This is a genomic window from Vibrio cortegadensis, from assembly GCF_024347395.1.
GTDB lineage: Bacteria > Pseudomonadota > Gammaproteobacteria > Enterobacterales > Vibrionaceae > Vibrio > Vibrio cortegadensis.
In genome coordinates, this window is record NZ_AP025472.1 from 2,805,438 (window position 1) to 2,826,224 (window position 20,787).

Annotated in this window: 20 protein-coding genes; 3 read left to right on the forward strand and 17 right to left on the reverse strand. The window is 43.4% G+C overall.

Going from position 1 to position 20,787, the window contains the following annotated elements:
• Positions 1-367 precede the first annotated feature (367 nt).
• Entirely contained in the window at positions 368-787 is a 420-nt protein-coding gene (locus tag OCV39_RS13020; protein WP_017051395.1) for a secondary thiamine-phosphate synthase enzyme YjbQ, read from the forward strand.
• Between the two features lie 41 nt (positions 788-828).
• Here OCV39_RS13020 and alr read toward each other — a convergent pair whose 3' ends face one another.
• Both alr and OCV39_RS13030 read right to left on the reverse strand, forming a co-directional pair.
• Positions 829-1,947 carry an alanine racemase gene (gene alr / locus OCV39_RS13025; RefSeq protein WP_261888597.1) on the reverse strand — a complete coding sequence of 373 codons (1,119 nt, stop codon included), beginning with the start codon at positions 1,945-1,947 and terminating at the stop codon, positions 829-831.
• A 9-nt stretch (positions 1,948-1,956) separates the two neighbouring features.
• Positions 1,957-3,357, reverse strand: coding sequence for a replicative DNA helicase (locus OCV39_RS13030; RefSeq protein WP_029203234.1), 1,401 nt, complete (start codon positions 3,355-3,357; stop codon positions 1,957-1,959).
• 172 nt (positions 3,358-3,529) lie between these two features.
• Between OCV39_RS13030 and OCV39_RS13035 the strand changes: the two genes are divergently transcribed.
• On the forward strand, positions 3,530-4,288 hold the full coding sequence (locus tag OCV39_RS13035) for a DUF481 domain-containing protein (RefSeq protein WP_171757422.1): 759 nt from the start codon (positions 3,530-3,532) through the stop codon (positions 4,286-4,288).
• 88 nt (positions 4,289-4,376) lie between these two features.
• On the opposite strand, the gene rplI is transcribed toward OCV39_RS13035, so the two are convergent.
• From rplI to rnr, 6 genes are all read right to left on the reverse strand, one after another.
• The gene (rplI, locus tag OCV39_RS13040; protein ID WP_017051391.1) at positions 4,377-4,829 is read right to left on the reverse strand and encodes a 50S ribosomal protein L9; all 453 of its coding nucleotides are present in this window, start codon (positions 4,827-4,829) and stop codon (positions 4,377-4,379) included.
• A gap of 38 nt (positions 4,830-4,867) precedes the next feature.
• Complete coding sequence (gene rpsR / locus OCV39_RS13045) at positions 4,868-5,095, reverse strand: 30S ribosomal protein S18 (protein WP_017051390.1); 228 nt, start codon at positions 5,093-5,095, stop codon at positions 4,868-4,870.
• A gap of 16 nt (positions 5,096-5,111) precedes the next feature.
• On the reverse strand, positions 5,112-5,414 hold the full coding sequence (priB, locus tag OCV39_RS13050; RefSeq protein WP_029203233.1) for a primosomal replication protein N: 303 nt from the start codon (positions 5,412-5,414) through the stop codon (positions 5,112-5,114).
• Between the two features lie 8 nt (positions 5,415-5,422).
• Positions 5,423-5,824 (reverse strand): 30S ribosomal protein S6, encoded by a 402-nt coding sequence (rpsF, locus tag OCV39_RS13055; protein WP_017051388.1) that lies wholly within the window; start codon positions 5,822-5,824, stop codon positions 5,423-5,425.
• Positions 5,825-6,101: 277 nt separating this feature from the next.
• Entirely contained in the window at positions 6,102-6,842 is a 741-nt protein-coding gene (gene rlmB, locus OCV39_RS13060) for a 23S rRNA (guanosine(2251)-2'-O)-methyltransferase RlmB (RefSeq protein ID WP_017051387.1), read from the reverse strand.
• A gap of 17 nt (positions 6,843-6,859) precedes the next feature.
• The gene (gene rnr, locus OCV39_RS13065) at positions 6,860-9,370 is read right to left on the reverse strand and encodes a ribonuclease R (RefSeq protein WP_261888598.1); all 2,511 of its coding nucleotides are present in this window, start codon (positions 9,368-9,370) and stop codon (positions 6,860-6,862) included.
• 250 nt (positions 9,371-9,620) lie between these two features.
• On the opposite strand from rnr, the gene OCV39_RS13070 reads away from it, so the two are divergent.
• Positions 9,621-11,030, forward strand: a complete 1,410-nt coding sequence (locus tag OCV39_RS13070) for an amidohydrolase (protein ID WP_017051385.1) — start codon at positions 9,621-9,623, stop codon at positions 11,028-11,030.
• 106 nt (positions 11,031-11,136) lie between these two features.
• Here the strand turns inward: OCV39_RS13070 and motX are convergent, their stop codons facing one another.
• From motX to mutL, 9 genes are all read right to left on the reverse strand, one after another.
• Positions 11,137-11,772 carry a flagellar protein MotX gene (gene motX / locus OCV39_RS13075; RefSeq protein WP_017051384.1) on the reverse strand — a complete coding sequence of 212 codons (636 nt, stop codon included), beginning with the start codon at positions 11,770-11,772 and terminating at the stop codon, positions 11,137-11,139.
• A 228-nt stretch (positions 11,773-12,000) separates the two neighbouring features.
• Positions 12,001-13,317 (reverse strand): adenylosuccinate synthase, encoded by a 1,317-nt coding sequence (locus OCV39_RS13080; protein WP_017051383.1) that lies wholly within the window; start codon positions 13,315-13,317, stop codon positions 12,001-12,003.
• A gap of 129 nt (positions 13,318-13,446) precedes the next feature.
• Complete coding sequence (locus tag OCV39_RS13085) at positions 13,447-13,632, reverse strand: DUF2065 domain-containing protein (RefSeq protein WP_113796863.1); 186 nt, start codon at positions 13,630-13,632, stop codon at positions 13,447-13,449.
• Between the two features lie 99 nt (positions 13,633-13,731).
• The gene (gene hflC, locus OCV39_RS13090; RefSeq protein WP_113796835.1) at positions 13,732-14,712 is read right to left on the reverse strand and encodes a protease modulator HflC; all 981 of its coding nucleotides are present in this window, start codon (positions 14,710-14,712) and stop codon (positions 13,732-13,734) included.
• 2 nt (positions 14,713-14,714) lie between these two features.
• Entirely contained in the window at positions 14,715-15,896 is a 1,182-nt protein-coding gene (gene hflK, locus OCV39_RS13095; RefSeq protein ID WP_113796833.1) for an FtsH protease activity modulator HflK, read from the reverse strand.
• Positions 15,897-15,923: 27 nt separating this feature from the next.
• Positions 15,924-17,231, reverse strand: coding sequence for a ribosome rescue GTPase HflX (gene hflX, locus OCV39_RS13100; protein ID WP_113796831.1), 1,308 nt, complete (start codon positions 17,229-17,231; stop codon positions 15,924-15,926).
• A 35-nt stretch (positions 17,232-17,266) separates the two neighbouring features.
• The gene (gene hfq / locus OCV39_RS13105; protein ID WP_261888599.1) at positions 17,267-17,527 is read right to left on the reverse strand and encodes an RNA chaperone Hfq; all 261 of its coding nucleotides are present in this window, start codon (positions 17,525-17,527) and stop codon (positions 17,267-17,269) included.
• Positions 17,528-17,723: 196 nt separating this feature from the next.
• Positions 17,724-18,656, reverse strand: coding sequence for a tRNA (adenosine(37)-N6)-dimethylallyltransferase MiaA (gene miaA, locus OCV39_RS13110; RefSeq protein WP_017051377.1), 933 nt, complete (start codon positions 18,654-18,656; stop codon positions 17,724-17,726).
• A 41-nt stretch (positions 18,657-18,697) separates the two neighbouring features.
• Positions 18,698-20,776: a DNA mismatch repair endonuclease MutL gene (mutL, locus tag OCV39_RS13115; protein WP_261888600.1), complete on the reverse strand. Its 2,079-nt coding sequence runs from the start codon at positions 20,774-20,776 to the stop codon at positions 18,698-18,700.
• Positions 20,777-20,787: the final 11 nt, after the last annotated feature.

Genomic DNA, 20,787 nt, shown 5'->3' on the forward strand with positions numbered 1-20,787 from the left:
TGTCTATCCCGATGTTACAGTGGTTTTTTATTCCTCTAACACAGCAATTGAAGTTCAATTACCGCACTTTTGGAATCCCCGATTTTAGCAAAGCATTAATCCTGCTCGCGTTCACAAACAATGAGCAACGCGGTCAGATTTTGTAATTTATTTTCAAAGTGCATTATGTCTTAGTGTCGTTACGCGCTCTTTGAGATAAGTCACGTTAACGTCTTAGTTTTTATTTTCACCCAACCTAACAACTATTATGCCGTATGATTCTATAGGTTGAATCGAAAGTTTATAATCAGACAAAGCAGGCTAACCTTAGCGTTATTGGACAAATTTACCAAGTAGATATTCATAACCAATGATTAAAGAGGGAAATATGTGGCAACAAAAAAACATTTCAATCACACCTAAAAGGCGCGGTTTCCACCTGATTACTGGTGAAATTGAACAACAATTACTAGAAATAAACGAATTTTCCGTTGGTTTGTTACACCTATTTATACAACATACTTCTGCGAGCTTAACACTCAATGAAAATGCCGATCCGACAGTAAGAATAGATATGGAATCTCACTTCAACAAGTTTGTTCCTGAACGAGCGGCTTACTATCAGCATACTTATGAGGGAGACGATGATATGCCTGCACATATCAAAGCTTCACTACTTGGTAGTAGTGTTACAATTCCAATAAGTAATGGCAAACTTGCTCTAGGTACATGGCAAGGGATTGTATTAGGCGAGCATAGAGATCATGGTGGCACGAGACGTATCATTGCCACCATTCAAGGAGAATAAGATGAATTAAAAGGGCGCATTAATCATCAAAAAAATCGAACTTAACTGTTTGATTTCCATTTACAGGCTGCATCATCGCTAAGGTAAGTCATCTCCACCCGAGAGGTGAGTTTTGTCACCAATTCATAGGCAATAGTTCCTATGTGGCTTGCCACCTCTTCGGAAGGAAGTTGGCTTCCCCACAAAATAGCTTCATCACCAACATGGTCTTTCGCATCAGGTCCTAGATCGACGGTTAACATGTCCATTGACACTCGACCAGCAATAGGGACTCGTCTTCCATTGACCATTACAGGTGTTCCGTTTGGCGCTGTGCGTGGATAACCGTCGCCGTAGCCAATTGCAATTACACCAACTTTGGTATCGCGTTTGCTACGCCAAGTCCCGCCATAACCCACGGTTTCACCCGCTTTAACATCACGAACCGCAATAAGGTGCGATTTCAAGGTCATAACAGGTCGATAGTTGAGCTCTTCAGCGGTCTTATCAGAGAAAGGAGAAACGCCATACATAATAATGCCGGGACGAACCCACTCTAACTGGCTTTGCTCCCACGCTAACAAACCTGCCGATGCCGCTAAGGAACGCTCACCAGCGCAGCCATTGGTTAACGAGAGAAAGAGTTCAATTTGCTCTGCGGTATCCGATTTATCCAATTCATCTGCACAACCAAAATGACTCATATAACGCAGAGGCTGAGCGACATTTTTACACGCATGCAGACGTTCAATGAACTCTTGATACTCTTCAGGACGAACACCTAATCGGTGCATGCCAGTATCAATTTTAACCCAGACGACAACTGGTGTTTCAAGCTCCGCATTTTCTAATGCCACCAACTGCTCTTCACAATGCACAACCGTCTGAATATTGTTAGTGACTAAAATAGGAAGATCACCAGAAGAGTAAAAACCTTCAAGCAATAAGATAGGCTTAACAATGCCACCCGCTCTTAATTGAAGGGCTTCTTCTATTCGAGCAACACCGAAAGCATCCGCCCCTTGAGCGTGTTTTGCCACTCGCAGTAACCCATGCCCATATCCATTCGCTTTCACTACCGCCATGATCTTACTATCAGGAGCTTGAGCCTTAACTAACTCTAAATTGTGCTTCAGTGCATCTAAGTCGACGGTGGCCGTGGCGGCCTTCATATAGCTCATAACGTATTTTTACTCGTCATCGAAATCAAAGGCAGGTCCCGCATAATTATCAAAGCGAGAGAATTGTCCTTGGAAAGTTAATCGCACTGAACCAATCGGGCCATTACGCTGTTTACCTAATATAATCTCGGCAGTGCCTTTATAATTACTATCAGGATGGTAAACCTCATCACGATAAATAAACATAATCAAATCGGCATCTTGCTCGATGGCACCAGATTCACGTAAATCGGAGTTAATTGGTCGTTTATCCGCTCGTTGCTCTAGGGAACGGTTAAGCTGAGAAAGCGCAACCACAGGTACATTCAACTCTTTTGCCAATGCTTTAAGAGAGCGTGATATCTCTGAAATTTCCAATGTACGGTTATCTTGCATGCCTGGGACTCGCATCAACTGCAAGTAATCGACCATGATCATGCTTAAACCGCCAGATTCACGCGCAATACGACGTGCTCGTGAACGCAATTCCGTAGGTGTTAACCCTGAACTATCATCGATGTACATATTCTTCTTCTGCATAAGAATACCCATCGTAGATGAGATCCTCGCCCAGTCTTCATCATCAAGTTGACCGGTACGAATTTTGGTTTGATCGACACGAGAAAGAGATGCAAGCATACGCATCATTAGCTGTTCAGCAGGCATCTCTAAAGAGAAAATGAGCACAGGTTTATCTTGGTCCATTGCTGCATTTTCACATAAATTCATCGCAAAGGTCGTTTTACCCATCGATGGACGAGCCGCGACAATAATAAGATCAGAGCCTTGCAATCCTGCGGTTTTCTTATTCAAATCATTGAAACCAGTATTAACACCAGTCACACCATCTTGTGGTGTCTTGTATAGAATCTCAATTCTTTCTAGCGTTTTCTCTAGAATGTTATCAACATTCTGCGGGCCTTCATTTTCACTGGTTCGATCTTCAGCGATCGCAAAAACTTTACTCTCAGCCAAATCAAGTAGATCTTCAGATGAGCGACCTTGAGGATCATAACCAGCATCCGCAATCTCATTCGCAACACCGATCAAGTTACGAACTAACGCCCGCTCTGCAACTATATCGGCATAAGCATTGATATTGGCAGCACTTGGGGTGTTCTTTACCAAGTCAGCAAGGTAAGCAAAACCACCCACATCATCGAGTTGCTCTCTTAACTCCAAGAATTCGGAAAGCGTGATCAGATCGAGTGGCTTACTATCATCCAGAATGGCTTTTACAGCTTCAAAAATCAGGCGGTGTGGTCGACTATAAAAATCTTTATTTAAGACTTTTTCTGCCACGGTATCCCAACGCTCATTGTCCAGTAACAATCCACCAATAACAGATTGCTCAGCTTCCAATGAATGCGGAGGCACTTTGATCGCCTCAACTTGGGTATCTACGGGTTTTCGATTTCTGGTATCAACCATGACTACGCTCAGTAACTTGATAATGACCGCCATTATAGCGAAGAACCATGATTTGTAATCTAGTTCGATTAACTTTGTTTTTATCTCATGGAAAATTTACGTTTTGCTGACCTAGTACATATGGGATACTTTTACCATACGCATATTCAGACCATCAATATAGAGATATTCAGTGTCAAAAATTATCCTTCTCAGCGCGGGGCTGATCGTATCCCCTATGGTTTATGCTGAAGAGATCACGGCTACCGACATTGAAATCCCATCCCCTCTTAGTAGCGAAGTCGAGTTTGGCTATCAATCACATACAGGTAATTCTGATTCACAATCTCTTAATGCTCGTTTAAGTGGCGAATATACCGAAGGTAGGCATAGAACCCATGGCGAATGGAAGTATTACATGCTCTACAAAGATGGGGAGGAAGATAAGCGCCAATCCACCTATAGCTTACAAAGCGACTATAAGTTAAGTCCAAAGACATACTTGTACGGTAGCCTCAAAGGGGTTGATTCAAAATACACGGCATACTTTAAAGATTACACACTCTCAAGTGGATTTGGTTTCCAGTTTTCTAATACCGATTTATTTAAATTAGAGTTAGAAGTTGGTCCTGGTTTCCGCTACCAAGAGCCAAATTTAGATGAGATCGATGATGATGACATTATATTTCCTGACATCGTCCAAGAAGGCATCTTTCGCGGGAATCTCAATGCCGCTTGGCAGCCATTAAAAACGCTCAACCTTGCTGGTGATATCACCGTGGTTACGGGGAGGAGTAATACTCGAACGGATACAGAGATCAGTGCAACTAACAATATCACTGACGATATTGCGTTAAAGCTGGCGTACTCTAGACAATACCACGATAAGGTGCCGAATGGATTGCATAAGTCAGACAGCATTTTTTCTGTCAACCTACTATTTGTCTTTTAAGCACTCCCAACCGCTAGCAAATTATTTTCTTTAGACATAAAAAAACACCAGCCGAAGCTGGTGTTTTTATTATAGATTGATGCTGAAATTAAGCAGCAGCAACTACTTGTAGTTTCACAGTAGCAAAAACTTCAGAATGAAGTTGGATGCTTACTTCGAACTCACCTACGTTACGTAGAGCGCCTTCAGGAAGACGTACTTCGCTCTTAGCAATTGCAACACCAGCCGCTGTTACAGCGTCTGCGATGTCACGAGTACCGATAGAGCCAAATAGTTTACCTTCGTCACCAGCTTTAGATTCAATAACAACTGCTTCTAGAGCGTTAACGCTTTCTGCACGAGCTTGACAAGCAGCTAGTTGCTCAGCAACTTTAGCTTCTAGTTCAGCGCGGCGAGTTTCAAACATTTCAACGTTAGCTTTAGTTGCCATAACTACTTTACCCTGTGGGATAAGGAAGTTACGAGCGTAACCAGATTTAACGTTTACTTGGTCGCCAAGGTTGCCTAGGTTACCGATTTTATCAAGTAGAATAACTTGCATTATCTTAGTCCTCTTAACTAATTTAAACTAATACCAATTTACTGATGTTTGTCAGTGTATGGTAGAAGAGCAACGTAACGAGAACGCTTGATAGCGCGAGCTAGTTGACGCTGATATTTAGCGCTAGTACCAGTGATACGGCTAGGTACAATTTTACCAGCTTCAGTGATGTAGTTTTTTAGAGTTGCTACGTCTTTGTAGTCAATCTCTTGTACGCCTTCTGCAGTAAAACGGCAGAATTTACGACGACGGAAGAAACGAGCCATGGGCTATCTCCTGATCTTAAATTTGAGTAATGTTATCGGCATGCAACACTAATTTACCAACGCCATTTCGGCCGGTTTGATAAGCAACGAAGCCACTTACCTTAATGTTACTACCTAAAACTAATTCTTGAGTTAATGCTTGCGACCTTTGCCCACTAATGACTACCGGCATACGACAAAAAACTTGTCTCGGTAGGTTAGCTTCTAACACTGTTGAGCGATGTTCTAGCCAAAATCGGCAATGAGCAACACCCGCAGGGCTAAGGCTTCGAATAGGATCTTTAACGACAGAGCCGCTGAGTTCCATTCGATTGGTCATACAATCAATTACTCAGCTGCTGCTTCTGGCTTTGCTTCTGGCTTAGCTTCTGTACGCTCTTCACGACGAGGAGCACGCTCTGCACGCTCTTCTTTTTGCTTAAGCATAATAGATTGCTCAGTCACAGCGCCTTTAGTGCGCATGATCATGTTACGTAGAACTGCATCGTTAAAACGGAAAGCAGTTTCTAGCTCGTCCATCACTTCTTGACCAGCTTCAACGTTCATAAGAACGTAGTGAGCTTTGTGAAGTTTGTTGATTGGGTAAGCCATTTGACGGCGGCCCCAGTCTTCTAGACGGTGGACAGTACCACCAGCTTCAGTGATTGAACCAGTGTAACGTTCGATCATGCCAGCAACTTGCTCGCTTTGATCAGGGTGAACCATGAATACGATTTCATAATGACGCATTTGGTTGCTCCTTACGGATTATTAGCTTCCACGAAAGGCTCGGTCGTCCAGGGGAAGCAAGGAACTAAAGAAAAATGACCAAGTTTTAAGGACGGCAAATATTATAGAAAGAACCGGATATTGGCAAGCGGTATTTGGCTAATAATGAAACAGTTTTTCTTTTGCCATCTAGCCATCCGATAAAGCCACATATTCTCTCTTTTTAGCCTGAAAAAAAAACGTCCACCAATAATGATGAACGTTAATAAATTCAAATAGTTAAATACGCACTAACTCATTACTGGGCCAAGCGTTGTCTTACCGCTTCAAACAAACAAATACCAGACGCTACAGAGACATTCAAACTAGAAACACTACCTGCCATTGGGATCTTAATCAGATCATCACATGTTTCACGAGTTAGACGGCGCATACCATCACCTTCTGCCCCCATAACAATCGCAAGTGGCCCTGTTAATTTAGCTTGATAAACGTCATGTGTCGCTTCTCCAGCCGTGCCTACAAACCATACACCCTGCTCTTGCAGCGCTCTCATCGTACGCGCCAAATTAGTCACACGAACAAGAGGTACCGTTTCAGCAGCACCACAGGCAACTTTACTTACGGTCGCCGTTAATGGTGAAGATCGATCTTTTGGTACGATTACAGCAGCGACACCCGCCGCATCAGCATTACGTAAACAAGCACCTAAATTATGAGGATCCGTCACACCGTCAAGCACAAGCAATAAAGGCTGTTCATTGCTTGCCAAAATCGCATCCAAGTCATTTTCATTCAGCTGTTTTGCGGCTTTAACACGCGCAATAATACCTTGGTGGTTCGCGCCATTTGATTTCTCGTCAAGAGGCTTGCGACCCATTTGCTGAATTGAAATGCCATATTGCTGCAATTGGTTTAGCAAAGGCATCAAACGCTCATCTTGGCGGCCTTTTAAAACATAGGCCTCAATGAAGCGTGCAGGATCTTTCTCTAATACCGCTTTCACGGCGTGAATGCCGTAAATAAATTCGTTACTCATCGTCTACCTTGTCAGCGTTATTTCTTTTGTTCATGTTTTTTCTTGGCACGAGCTTTACTCGCGCCTGTACGAGATTTCTTCTTGCGGGGTTTATCATTTTGTTCCCCTTTAGGCGCAGAACCTTTTTTACGTCCACCTTCAGCACTTTCACCTTCATTGCGGCCATCAGGTCGCTTAGTTGGTTCAACAAGCGGAGTGGCTTTAGCTCCTGGCTTACGGTTCTTAACACCTTGTTTTTTACTCTTCGCTTTTCTTTGAGCTTCTGCCGCGCGTTTTTTCGCCGTTTTGCCTTCACCGCGTAGCTTACGACTAGTTTCTACTAATTCAAAGTCAATTTGACGATCATCCAGATTTACCGCTTTGACTTTAACTTTAACGGCATCACCAAGACGATAGATATTACCGAAGCTCTCACCAATTAATCGCTGCCCTACCGCATCAAATTGGTAGTAGTCATTCGCAAGAGAAGAGATATGAACCAAGCCATCAATATGCAGTTCACTCAAACGAACGAAGAAGCCAAAACCGGTTACATTAGCAATAACACCATCAAGCACATCACCGACATGATCTTGCATGTATTCACATTTTAGCCAATCGTTCACTTCACGTGTTGCATCATCGGCTCGGCGCTCTGTCATCGAGCACTGTTCACCGTAAAAATCCATATCGTCAAATGAATAGTGATAACCACCCGTCGGTGTCCAGCGATCGGTATTTCTTCCTTCTTGCTTGGCAATGAGGTACTTAATTGCACGGTGTAACAACAAGTCTGGGTAGCGACGAATTGGAGAAGTAAAGTGCGCGTAACGTTTGAGAGCTAAACCAAAGTGCCCTGCGTTATCAGCGTTATACACCGCCTGCTTCATTGAGCGCAGCAGCATAGTTTGAATCAACTCTTTATCTTGACGCTCACCAATTTGTTTCATTAGGTGTGCATAATCTGTTGGAGAAGGTTGTAATCCACCACCCAAGTTTAAGCCTAGCTCCCCAAGGAAGTCTCTAAAGCCAACCAGGCGCTCTTCACCCGGAGATTCATGAACACGAAACAGTGCCGCTTCTTTCGCTTTCTCAACCAATGACGCAGAAGCGATATTCGCTAAAATCATGCACTCTTCAATAAGCTTATGCGCATCGTTTCGAATCACAGGTTCAATACGATCAATTTTACGCTCTGCGTTGAAGATAAATTTGGTTTCAACCGTTTCAAACTCAATAGCCCCACGCTCATCACGAGTTTGCTTCAGTATCTTGTACATCTTATGCAGTTCTTCAAGATGTGGCACTTCAGGCTTATAACGTTCACGCAGCTCTTCATCCCCATCGAGAATGGCACCCACTTTGTTGTAAGTCAGGCGAGCGTGAGAGTTCATAACCGCTTCGTAATGTTTGTAGCCGGAAAGCTTACCGGTTGAAGAAATCGTCATTTCGCAAACCATACATAAACGGTCTACTTGTGGATTGAGTGAACACAATCCGTTTGATAATACCTCAGGTAGCATCGGCACGACTTGAGATGGGAAATAGACTGAGTTACCACGGTTGATCGCTTCTTTGTCGAGTGCGGTATCAGTACGAACATAATAACTTACATCCGCGATCGCCACCCATAAGCGCCAACCACCGCCTTTTTTAGCTTCACAATAGACAGCATCATCAAAGTCTCGCGCGTCTTCACCATCAATGGTGACTAATGGCAATTCACGCAGGTCAACACGTCCTTTCTTCGCTTCTTCAGGAACTTCTTCACCTAAGTTCTCAACCTGCTTTTCAACTTCCACAGGCCAAACGTTTGGAATTTGATGAGTACGGATTGCAATTTGCGTTTCCATACCCGGAGCCATATTTTCACCGAGAACTTCAATGACTTTACCCATCATGCCTCGCGAACGAGTGCCACGATCAGTCAACTCAATCACCACCACGTTCCCCATTCGAGCACCGCCTTTATGCTCATTTGGGATCAGAATATCTTGGCTGATTCGTGAATCATCGGTAACCACAAACGAGTGCCCGTATTCAAAAAAGAAACGTCCGACAAGTGGCGTTTTTCTCTCTTCTAGCACTCGAACTAAGCGCCCTTCTTTGCGCCCTCGCTTATCCGTTCCTGATGGCTGAATAAGCACTAAATCGCCATGAATGATGTGGCGCATTTGGTGGTGTGGAAGCAAGATATCATTATCTTTTCCTACGCTACCTTCAGGTCGAACCCAGCCAAAACCATCTTTGTGCCCAATAACATAACCTTTCGTCAATTCGAGCTTTTCAGGCAGTGCATAACACTGGCGACGAGTGAAAATCAATTGACCATCACGCTCCATCGCCCGTAACCGGCGGCGTAACCCTTCGTACTGCTCTTCACCTGTCAGACCTAATGCTTCAAATAGATCATTACGATTCATTGGTACATTAGCTGTGGTTAAAAAGTCAGTAATAAATTCACGACTTGGAACTGGGTTTTCATATTTTTGAGATTCACGATCTGCAAAGGGATCGGCATTCTTTTTTTCTGGTGTTTGTTTTGACATAGGCGGGCCTGCTTAAGCAAGGAAGGTATACGGCTTAGTATATCTGACTAAGGAGATAAGCTACAGATTTGCTTTAATAATAGAAGGAATTAGCCTTGAAAAAACATAACATTTCACTTTGTTAAATATACTTTCATATCCTTTGCTTAAGATCTCATCTTGATGAAATTGACAAGGCAATCGATTGCAGAAATACCAGATTAGCCTATCATCAAACGCGACTCTCCCCACCTGTTCCAAAGGTATTGATATGACAATTAAACGTACACTTCTTGCAACGGCTATCGCGAGCTTTGGCTTGTTTTCAACTTCTTCTTTTGCCACCGAAAAAGCTGATCTTATGATCACTGACGCGATGGTATTAACCATGAATCAAGATAAAGCGGTCTATGACAATGGCACAATTGTTGTAAAAGATAACAAAATTATCGCTGTTGGTGATGCTACTTTAGCGAAGGAATATCAAGCAAAGCAAACACTTGATGTCGATGGTGATATTGTCATGCCAGGTCTAATTAATACCCATACGCATGTTTCTATGACGGTATTTCGCTCACTTGCTGATGACGTGCCAGATCGCCTTCACCGCTACATTTTCCCTCTAGAAGCAAAGCTTGTTTCTCGTGACATGGTGCGTATTGGTGCAAATCTTGGCAATGTTGAAATGGTCAAAGGTGGTGTAACGACTTACGCTGACATGTACTACTTTGAAGATGAAGTAGCAAAAACCGTTGATACTATCGGTATGCGTGCCGTACTGGGTGAAACCGTGATTAAATTTCCGGTAGCCGATGCAGCTAATGCGGAAGAAGGCATCCAATACGCGCTGAACTTTATTGAAGAGTACAAAGATCATCCGCGTATTACCCCAGCATTTGCCCCACACGCACCCTATACCAATACCACTGAGATTCTACAAAAAGTGGCAAAACTCTCTCTTGAGCACGACGTACCGGTAATGATCCACCTTGCAGAGTCACATCGTGAAGAAGAGAAAATTGCCAAGCGTTCAGACGGTCTATCACCTGTCGCTTACATGGACAGCATCGGTGCACTCAATAAGAACTTAGTCGGCGCTCACATGATTTTAGTCGATGATGCGGATATTGAACTGGTTAAAAAATCGGATATGGGTGTCGCGCACAACATGAGTGCCAACATCAAATCAGCAAAAGGGGTATCACCGGCGCTGAAAATGTATGACCAAGATGTTCGTATCGGTTTAGGTACTGATGGCCCTATGTCTGGCAACACATTAAGTACCATTGATGAGTTTAACCAAGTCGCCAAAGTACATAAGCTCGTAAACAAAGACCGAGCTGCAATGCCACCAATTAAAGTCATTGATATGGCAACAATGGGCGCAGCTAAAGCACTGCACATGGAAGACAAAATAGGCTCATTAGAAGTTGGCAAACTGGCCGATATTATTGTTATCGACACCAAAGCGCCGAATATGGTTCCAGTCTATAACCCATACTCAGCTCTGGTTTACTCAGCAAACTCTGCAAATGTTCGCCACTCTATCGTTGCTGGTAAAGTCATTATGAAAGACAGAGAGATGCTAACGGTTGATGAGACGAAGATCCGTGAAGAAGCTTTGGCCTTTACTGAAATTGTACGTAAGACGGTGATTGAGTCGGGCGAGACGGTTCAATAAGACTCTGATACTTTTTAAATAAGTAAAACAAAACAGCCCTTATATTCACTATAAGGGCTGTTTTCATTTGAGTGCAGTTATCAATAATTTTTTAATTTATATCTATCTACCAGAACACGTCACGGCGCTTGGCTCTGGCGATAATATTTTGCGGCATTCTCAGCTCTAAACCTTGTCGCAACACCGAGATACGGCTGTGCTGTCGCTTATCTGCCGTTGCTGAGTTATACAGCCAGCGATAAGCATCTTCATAATCGAGTGGACTGCCATAGTCACGTAACAACAGTTCTGCGAGATGAATGCGGGCATTCAAGTTCCCCATAGAAGCCGCTTCACGTAAATATGGGATAGCACGTTCTTTATCTTGCTGTACTAATGTACCACGAGAGTAATAACGGCCGAGTTGCTCTAGCGCGGCGGGTAAGCCTTGATGCGCAGCGTTTTCCATATAATACAGACCAAGTTCAACATCTTGCTCAACGCACACCCCCCAAGCCAGCATATCACCATACAAAAACTCGTATGATGGTAGATTGATTCGAGTTGCACGAGCTACGATATCTTCCACGATCTGGCAGTTATCAGCTTTTACTCGCTCTAAATGTCGATTGTCTTCAATTAATTTGATCAGTTCGGCTTCAGTATAAATTGGGACAGGCTCCCCAACCTCAGCCAAATTTGCATGACTCAAGGGAGAGCTCAGCGCCAACATTAATGAAGCCGCTACTATTCGTAGCTTCATACCTGCACTCTTTTATTCGTATCAGTAAAACTCCATATCCACGCACAAGCAATGCTCTGCGTTTATATAGGCTTGATAAGATTATCGGCAATTTAGCGGATCTCTTTAGGGAATTATTGCCGTTTATAGGCAATATCTTGCCAGACAGTGAACAAAAGATCATCACAACAGGTACAAAAAAGCCGGCTATTTAAGCCGGCTTTTATTATTCATCATAGATATCAACTATTAAGCACCAAATGGGTGAACTTTAACAATTGTTTCGTTACGGTCTGGGCCAGTTGATACGATATCAACAGGAACGCCAGTTAGCTCTTCGATACGCTTGATGTAATCTAGAGCCGCTTGTGGAAGCGATTCAAGAGATGTTGCACCAAAAGTATTTTCAGACCAACCAGGCATAGTTTCGTAAACAGGTGTTGCTTCTTCAAATGCTTCAGCAGCCATTGGAGAAACTTCTAGGATTGAACCATCTTTCATCTGGTAGCCAGTACAGATCTTAAGTTCTTTAAGACCGTCTAGCACGTCTAACTTAGTTAGGCAGAAACCAGAAATTGAGTTGATTTGGATTGCACGGCGCATTGCCACTGCATCGAACCAACCAGTACGGCGTAAACGACCAGTTGTTGCACCAAACTCATGGCCAACATCACCTAAGTGCTTACCTACTGGATCTTGTTTTTCTAGACCATCGTATAGCTCTGTCGGGAATGGACCAGAACCAACACGAGTACAGTAAGCTTTAGCGATACCAAGAATGTAACCAATGTGGCGAGGGCCGAAACCAGAACCTGCAGCAACACCACCAGCAGTAGTGTTAGAAGACGTTACGTATGGGTAAGTACCGTGGTCGATGTCAAGTAGAGTACCTTGCGCACCTTCAAACATGATCTTATCACCGCGCTTACGTGCAGCATCTAGCTCATCAGTTACATCAATAACCATTGAAGTTAGTAGGTCTGCATAGCCCATAGCTTGCTCAAGTACTTCTTCGTAGCTTACCGCTTCCGCTTTGTAGTAGTTAACTAATGCAAAGTTATGGTATTCCATCACTTCTTTTAGTTTCTCTGCGAATGCTTCTCTGTCGAATAGATCGCCAACGCGAAGACCGCGACGAGCAACTTTATCTTCATAAGCTGGACCGATACCACGACCAGTTGTACCAATTGCTTTTTTACCACGAGCGATTTCACGCGCTTGGTCTAGAGCAATGTGGTAAGGAAGAATTAGAGGACATGCTTCAGAAATGAAAAGACGTTCGCGAACAGGGATGCCGCGCTCTTCTAAAGGTTTCATCTCTTTAATCAGGGCTTCTGGTGATAGAACAACACCGTTACCGATAACGCACTTAAGCTTATCGCGAAGAATACCTGATGGAATTAAGTGAAGAACGGTTTTTTCACCGTCAATGACAAGAGTATGACCAGCATTGTGACCGCCTTGGTAGCGAACCACGTATTTTGCATCTTCAGTTAAAAGGTCAACAATTTTACCTTTACCTTCGTCACCCCATTGGGTGCCTAGCACGACTACGTTATTTCCCATCTTTCCAATTCTGTTGCTAATTAAAAATGGATTCTAGCACTGAATCACATTTCTTGCAGTCATTTTTTAGGCATTCTAGAATCTTCACGGATAACGGATTGATAAGCATGTAGAAATCAATCAGCTTGTTTAACTCATCATTATTGCGATAACCGCTCCCGCAACCACTAAACAACCACCAATACGGCGTAGTTGATTGTCTGGTTGTTCACTCAATTGAGCCACCATATTTCTCCAACCATTTGGAGCAATCAACGGTCCAAGCCCTTCCACAATTAAAACCAAGCCTATCGCTAACCAAATCGAACTCGACATACACCAACCTAACTCTCTTAAAAACGCCATTAATAAATCAACAGGCACAAAAAAGGCCCCTTGCGGAGCCTTTTTCTTAATACTGAAGACGATAAGTCATTACTTAGAAGTAACACCTTTTGCGTCATTCATGTATTTGAAGAAATCACTCTTTGGATCAAGAACTAAGATATCACTCTTAGAGCCAAAAGACTTCTCATATGCTTTCAGTGAACGTAAGAATCCATAAAACTCAGGGTCTTTGTTATAAGCATTTGAATAGATAGCGGCTGCTTTTGCATCGGCATCACCACGTGTTACACGCGCAGTTCTGTCTGCCTCTGCAAGTACTGTCGCCACTTCAAGTTCCGCTTGAGCACGAATAACTTCGGCTTTTTCACGACCTTGAGAACGGTGCTTACGAGCAACCGATTCACGTTCCGCACGCATACGTTTGTAGATCGATTCACTGATTTCGTCAGGTAAGTTGATTTTCTTCATTCTGAAGTCAACCACTCTTACACCTAAGTCTGTCAGAGCGCTCTCACTTGTATCGGCAAGTACGTTATCCATGATGATGTCACGCTGACCATCAACTTCCAATGCTTCTTTAGATGCTTCTGGGATTAATTCTGCATCTTCAACTGAAGGTAAAACTTTTTCGTTACGAGGACCAGAAACAATCTGCTTGATTTCACGAGAACCAATTTCAGAACGTAATACATCCGTTACTTTACGTTCTAACAGAGCTTCAGCAGTCTGAACATTGCCACCACCTGTCGCTAGGTAGTATTGACCGAAATCTTCAATACGCCATTTCACGTAGGTATCGATGATGACGTCTTTTTTCTCAGACGTTACGAATCGGTCTGAACGGCCATCCATCGTTTGGATACGCGCATCAAGACGATTCACACGATCAAACATTGGCATCTTAAAGTGCAAACCAGGTTCGTAAATACGTGCAGCCACATCATTGTTATCTTTAAGTACACGCCCGAAACGGATCACGATACCACGTTCACCTTCAGGAATAACAAACAATGACATCAACATAATCGCTAACGCAACGACCAATACAGGGATCATTAACTTACGCATTATTAGTATCTCCCTTGACGTGAGTTAGTTGAACGGGTTTGAGTCTCGGTTTGAGTATCTGTACGTTGAGATTCAAGTTCAATACTGTCATAAGCAGAAGACGATTTAGTCTTACGCTTAGAACTGTCACCGTCCTGGCCACTTAGCTTATCAATTGGCAAGTACAGCAAGTTACCGCTCGATTCAGAGTCAATCAGTACTTTCGATGTATTGGTGTACACTTCTTCCATTGTATCAAGGTACAAACGGTTACGAGTAACCTCTGGTGCCGCTTGATATTCTGGTAGTAGTTTCTCAAACTGAGCCACTTGACCAAGAGCTTCATTCACCGTGCGTTCAGTATAACCTTGCGCTTCTTTTTTCAGACGCTCAGCACGACCTGTTGCTTTCGGTAAAATTTCATTCTTATATGCTTCAGCTTCACGGATGAAACGCTCTTCATCTTCTCGCGCAGCAATCGCATCATCAAACGAATCTTTAACTTCTTCAGGCGGACGAGCAGACTGGAAGTTAACGTCGATAACGATAAGACCCATATCATATTTATCAATGATACTATTTAGTGTCTCTTGCGTTGTTTGACGAATCAACTGACGACCGCTGGTAAGCGTGCTGTCCATCAATGAGTCACCAATAACGGCACGTAATGCAGAATCTGTCGCTTGACGCAAACTGTCATCAGCACTCGTTACGCGGAACAAGTATTTATATGGGTCAGCAACACGATATTGAACACCCATTTCTACTGTTACTACGTTTTCGTCTTTCGTTAACATTGTGCCAGAAGCTCGCAATGAACGAATTGCTTGTACGTTTACCGCTTCGTATTCATCAATGAAACGAGGTCGCCAGTTTAGGCCTGGATCAACAATACGGTCATATTTACCAAGACGAAGGACAACCCCTCTCTCAGCCTCACCGATTGTATAGAAACCAGAAAATACCCATACCGCAATCGCAACGACAACAATTAGACCTAAGCCAATTGCGCCACCACCACCAATACTCGGGCCATTGCCACCTTTCTTACCAAACTTGCCACCCAACTTTTGACTCAGTTTATTAAAAACTTCATCTAGGTCTGGCGGTCCTTGATCTCGGCCACCGCGATTATTTTTATTACCCCAAGGGTCATTATCGCGGCCGTTATTGCCGTTGTTATTACCAGGCTCATTCCACGCCATTAGAAAGCTCCATCATTTGATATGACGTTATACTGTAGCAGTCCTTTCTGTAACGATAAAGTCACTCAAAACTGCCCCTTCTCTTTTTTCAATCCTAGACCAATCTACTTGTTGCATTCGAATATCTATCAACAAGTTACCATCTGTATCATATTCTTCTTGTTGAATACAATTTAACTCGAAGAATGTGCTACGAATTTTACCTTGATATTGAGGTGGAATTCGCAACTGATACTGTACCATCTGCTTCGCTAAGCGTTCAGTTAGAGCTTCAAATAGAAGATCCATACCGATGCCATTCATAGCAGAAACCCAAACAGTACGAGGTAAGCCTTCCTCATCTCTTTCGATACGAGGATTTTGATCATCAAGGCTGTCGATCTTGTTCATCACGACTAAAGACGGTACCTCATGGGCATCGATCTCTTCTAGTACATCATGAACCGCTTGAATGTTCTCACGAAAACGCTCATCACTGGCATCAACAACATGTAACAAAATGTCAGCTTCTTGCGTTTCTTGTAATGTTGCTTTAAATGCTGCAACTAAATCATGAGGTAAATGACGAATAAAACCAACAGTATCCGCGAGAATCGCAGGCCCAACATCGGCTAATTCGATCTTACGCAATGTAGGATCTAACGTCGCAAATAATTGGTCTGCCGCATACACTCCCGCATCTGTAATGCAGTTAAACAGTGTCGATTTACCCGCATTGGTATAACCTACCAATGAAATGGTTGGGATTTCTGCTCGATTCCGAGCTCGCCGCCCTTGCTCACGCTGCTTCGCCACTTTAGCTAAACGGCGTAGAATCGCTTTAATTCGCTCACGCAATAAACGTCTATCGGTTTCTAACTGCGTTTCACCCGGACCACGTAAACCAATACCACCTTTTTGTCTCTCAAGGTGGGTCCAACCACGGATTAATCGAGTTGAAATATGACGAAGCTGAGCAAGCTCAACCTGTAATTTCCCTTCATGTGTCCGAGCTCGTTGAGCAAAAATATCAAGTATTAAACCGGTACGATCCAACACTCGGCATTTGCACAACATTTCTAGGTTACGTTCTTGGGCTGGAGATAAGGCGTGGTTAAATATCACCACATCAGCACCCGTTAGCTGTACAGCTTGGGCGATTTCCTGAGCTTTCCCCTCTCCAACGTAGTATTTATGGTGTGGTGACTGACGACTACCCGTCACAACTTGTAGCGTCGTCACCCCAGCAGAAGACACCAGCATTTCACACTCGCTGAGATCGTCCCACTCACCTTGTTGCGTGAAGTTGATATGAACAAGTACGGCTCGTTCGCCGGCTTCATAACGGTCAAACAAGCAACCAACTCCTTATTACTTTTGAGATTTGAATATTAATCTTCAGACTTCTCTTGAGGGCGATCTGCTGGACGCTCTGCAGTATGGTGACTCACTGCTCGAGCTGGGACAACAGTTGAAATCGCATGTTTGTATACCATTTGGTTAACTGTATTTTTCAGCAAGATCACAAATTGATCAAAAGATTCGCTCTGACCTTGTAGCTTAATGCCATTCACAAGGTAGATAGACACTGGAATGCGCTCACGTCGTAGAGCATTTAAGAATGGGTCTTGTAGCGATTGCCCCTTAGCCATTTTATTTTCCTTATTTGATTTTTTAGTTGTAATTATTTAGCTAGTGGTGCACTAAAAAGTGTGCGGCCTTTGCATCTGAGCTAAATGAATAATAAACACCCTATTGTCATTTAGAATTAAGGATCATTGTTAAATCTTAATGACAGATCCTTCAGGGTATATTCACGCAAAAACGATCACATTATACACAGCTAATTCAATCGGATGCTATTGCATCTGAAAGAGTTTCTAACGCTTGTTCAATGTTTTCGCTATCTAACCAAGTTAAATCATCCCAGCTGCGTAACCAGGTGATTTGTCGCTTGGCCAATTGACGAGTAGCGCAGACACCACGGAATACCGCTTCATCTAAATCGCACTGCCCATCTAAATAGTCCCACATCTGTCGATATCCAACACATCGAATCGATGGAAGATCTGGATGAAGATCATCTCGGGCATACAAAGTACGCATTTCATCTTCAAACCCAGCCTCTAGCATCTTATCAAAACGTAATTCAATACGACGATGGAGTTCTGCCCTTTCCTTGGGAGCTATCGCAAATTGTTTTACTCTAAATGGCAGGCTTTCACCTTTCACTTGAGTAAGCTCAGTTAGAGTTTTACCTGAAATTCGGTAAACTTCCAATGCCCTAGACAACCTTTGTGGATCATTTGGATGAATTCTTTCTGCAGATACAGGATCGATCGCTTTTAATTCATCATGTAACGCTGCCCAGCCATTCTCCAGCGCTTGTTGTTCTATTTGATGACGTATTTCAGGGTTGGCCGCTGGAAGTGGTGATAAACCTTCAAGTAATGCTTTGTAATATAGCATTGTACCGCCAACCAATAACGGTATTTTACCTTCAGAAACAATATCATTCATTGCTTCCAATGCATCGCGTCGAAAATCGGCGGCAGAATACGCTTCGCTAGGATCTAATATATCGATCAAACGGTGAGGGGCAAGCGCGAGCTCTTGATCATCAGGTTTCGCGGTTCCAATATCCATCCCTTTGTAGATCAATGCAGAATCCACACTGATAATTTCGACTGGATACTTTTGGCGTAAACGTATCGCAAGATCCGTTTTTCCTGATGCTGTTGGCCCCATTAAAAATAGCGCTAAAGGTAACTTCTGATTCATGTTCACTTTTTTATTTATATTTTTAATCAATAGCTTACCGTTTACAGCTTAAATGCTGCAACGGTGGCTGAAAAATCAATCGGTTTAACGAAATCTATATCGTCTAATGGTAATTGACCTTGCCAAAGCTGTTCGAGTTCCGCAACAATTTGAATTGCTTCAGATAAAGTGTAGCTGCTTTTTACTTGTGTTATTTGATTTGCCAGCCAAGAAGCTAACGAATCGGCATTCACTTGATCGTCTGAGAGCAGATAAGATAACAGATCTGGGATCAACTGTTGCAGGTTTTGCTGCCTTAATGGCTGCGGAACCCCCATAACCAGTATTGTTTCGTAATTTCTGGCTTTAAGCTGGATACCAAATGTCCCTAATAAAGATTGATTCGCTTCAACCAGCACTATCATATCTTTACCAAGCTTTATCGATAACGGCACTAACAGTGGTTGGCTCGTTAAGGGATTCACACTTGTATTAAGTTGGCCTCTAACTCGCAACCACTCACCACGAATCAGTGATACGAGCAAACAACCCGATTTTGAGCCCATCGCCAAATATTGCTGCTCAACAACGCAGAGTGCTTTGCCTAATTCGACAATCTCTTGCTGATTCTTCGCCTCAGAGCTCGCCTTCCCATCAGTAACGACTTCATTCTGATCTTTTGGATCCTGAAACGCACCTTCACCTTCAGTCGTTTTCATTAACTGATGGTAAGCGCGTACTTCTTGCTTTGATGGCGCAGGTTGAGCGTGGTAACGCTTATCTTTAGAAAGCGCTGTATTTTGAGACGATGGACTTTGATGCGACGAGCTTTGATACGATGAGCTTTGATGCGACGAACTTTGAGAACCAGAACTTAGATTCTTAGTGCTATGAGGCTGAGGGTTTTGGGTTGCATGATGAGGTTTAGTTACCCAATCTCGATTCGGGTAAGATTCACTCACTCCATCAGCAACCGAAGGCGATCGTTCACTCTCAGCTTTACCGGGGTAAGAAGGCATTTGATCTATCACTTCTGCTGCACGTTCGGATGCAGAAAGCTCTGCACCTGCCACCTCAGCACGCTGAGTCTCGCACTCCTCCTGATGAAAGGCTGATTCTGTGACTCTAGGCTCGTCAATATGTTCACTTTGTGCCAAGGCACTAGTTAAAGCCTGATAAATGAAATCATGCACTAAGCGAGCTTGATGAAAGCGAACCTCATGTTTTGCAGGGTGTACATTCACATCGACTTGATGGGGATCTATTTCGATAAATAGAACATAAGTAGCAAACTGCTCAGGCTTCAAACTGGTGGCATAACTTTGTCGAATTGCGTGATTAATCAGCTTGTCACGCATCATTCGACCATTCACATAGCAGTACTGCAAATCACTTTGTTGCCTAGCCCCTTCAGGCGTCGTTACCCAACCATGAAGCTTTAGCCCTTGATGCTCCAACTCAATTTTAAGCATATGACGAACAAAAGAGGCCCCACACACAGCTGCAATACGCTTCTCTGCTTGGAGATCGTTTTTTGATGCTCGGTATTGACGGATCATTTTCCCGTTATGACGAAGATTGATCGTCACATCAAAACGACTTAAAGCAATGCGTTTAAGCAATTCATCGATATGGGTAAATTCTGTTTTTTCAGTGCGTAAGAACTTACGGCGAGCAGGCGTGTTAAAGAAGAGATCCAATACTTCAACAGAGGTGCCAATTGGGTGAGCCGTTGGCTGTAATTTTACCGCCATATCTCGGCCTTCACTGTACGCCGACCAAGCTTGATCTTGCGTGGCAGGTCGAGAAGTCATCGTCAGGCGAGCAACGGAACTGATACTGGCTAGCGCTTCTCCACGAAAACCTAAACTAATGATCGCTTCAAGATCATCAAGAGTATGAATCTTAGAGGTCGCATGTCGACTCAACGCCAGAGCCAATTGATCTTTTACAATGCCTTTACCATTATCGCGCACCCGAATGAGCTTAGCTCCGCCTTTCTCAATATCGATGTCGATTCGAGTCGCACCTGAGTCCAAGCTATTTTCAACCAACTCCTTCACGACTGAGGCTGGTCTTTCTACCACTTCACCTGCGGCAATTTGGTTGGCTAACCGGGCGGGTAATATTTTAATTGTCATCGTAAGAAGCC

Bases quoted from the DNA above. Each gene is read 5' to 3' on its own strand.
- OCV39_RS13020 (WP_017051395.1), top strand. From the start codon at position 368: ATGTGGCAACAAAAAAACATTTCAATCACACCTAAAAGGCGCGGTTTC.
- alr (WP_261888597.1), bottom strand. From the start codon at position 1,947: ATGAGCTATATGAAGGCCGCCACGGCCACCGTCGACTTAGATGCACTG.
- OCV39_RS13030 (WP_029203234.1), bottom strand. From the start codon at position 3,357: ATGGTTGATACCAGAAATCGAAAACCCGTAGATACCCAAGTTGAGGCG.
- rplI (WP_017051391.1), bottom strand. From the start codon at position 4,829: ATGCAAGTTATTCTACTTGATAAAATCGGTAACCTAGGCAACCTTGGC.
- rpsR (WP_017051390.1), bottom strand. From the start codon at position 5,095: ATGGCTCGTTTCTTCCGTCGTCGTAAATTCTGCCGTTTTACTGCAGAA.
- priB (WP_029203233.1), bottom strand. From the start codon at position 5,414: ATGACCAATCGAATGGAACTCAGCGGCTCTGTCGTTAAAGATCCTATT.
- rpsF (WP_017051388.1), bottom strand. From the start codon at position 5,824: ATGCGTCATTATGAAATCGTATTCATGGTTCACCCTGATCAAAGCGAG.
- rlmB (WP_017051387.1), bottom strand. From the start codon at position 6,842: ATGAGTAACGAATTTATTTACGGCATTCACGCCGTGAAAGCGGTATTA.
- rnr (WP_261888598.1), bottom strand. From the start codon at position 9,370: ATGTCAAAACAAACACCAGAAAAAAAGAATGCCGATCCCTTTGCAGAT.
- OCV39_RS13070 (WP_017051385.1), top strand. From the start codon at position 9,621: ATGACAATTAAACGTACACTTCTTGCAACGGCTATCGCGAGCTTTGGC.
- motX (WP_017051384.1), bottom strand. From the start codon at position 11,772: ATGAAGCTACGAATAGTAGCGGCTTCATTAATGTTGGCGCTGAGCTCT.
- OCV39_RS13080 (WP_017051383.1), bottom strand. From the start codon at position 13,317: ATGGGAAATAACGTAGTCGTGCTAGGCACCCAATGGGGTGACGAAGGT.
- OCV39_RS13085 (WP_113796863.1), bottom strand. From the start codon at position 13,632: ATGTCGAGTTCGATTTGGTTAGCGATAGGCTTGGTTTTAATTGTGGAA.
- hflC (WP_113796835.1), bottom strand. From the start codon at position 14,712: ATGCGTAAGTTAATGATCCCTGTATTGGTCGTTGCGTTAGCGATTATG.
- hflK (WP_113796833.1), bottom strand. From the start codon at position 15,896: ATGGCGTGGAATGAGCCTGGTAATAACAACGGCAATAACGGCCGCGAT.
- hfq (WP_261888599.1), bottom strand. From the start codon at position 17,527: ATGGCTAAGGGGCAATCGCTACAAGACCCATTCTTAAATGCTCTACGA.
- miaA (WP_017051377.1), bottom strand. From the start codon at position 18,656: ATGAATCAGAAGTTACCTTTAGCGCTATTTTTAATGGGGCCAACAGCA.
- mutL (WP_261888600.1), bottom strand. From the start codon at position 20,776: ATGACAATTAAAATATTACCCGCCCGGTTAGCCAACCAAATTGCCGCA.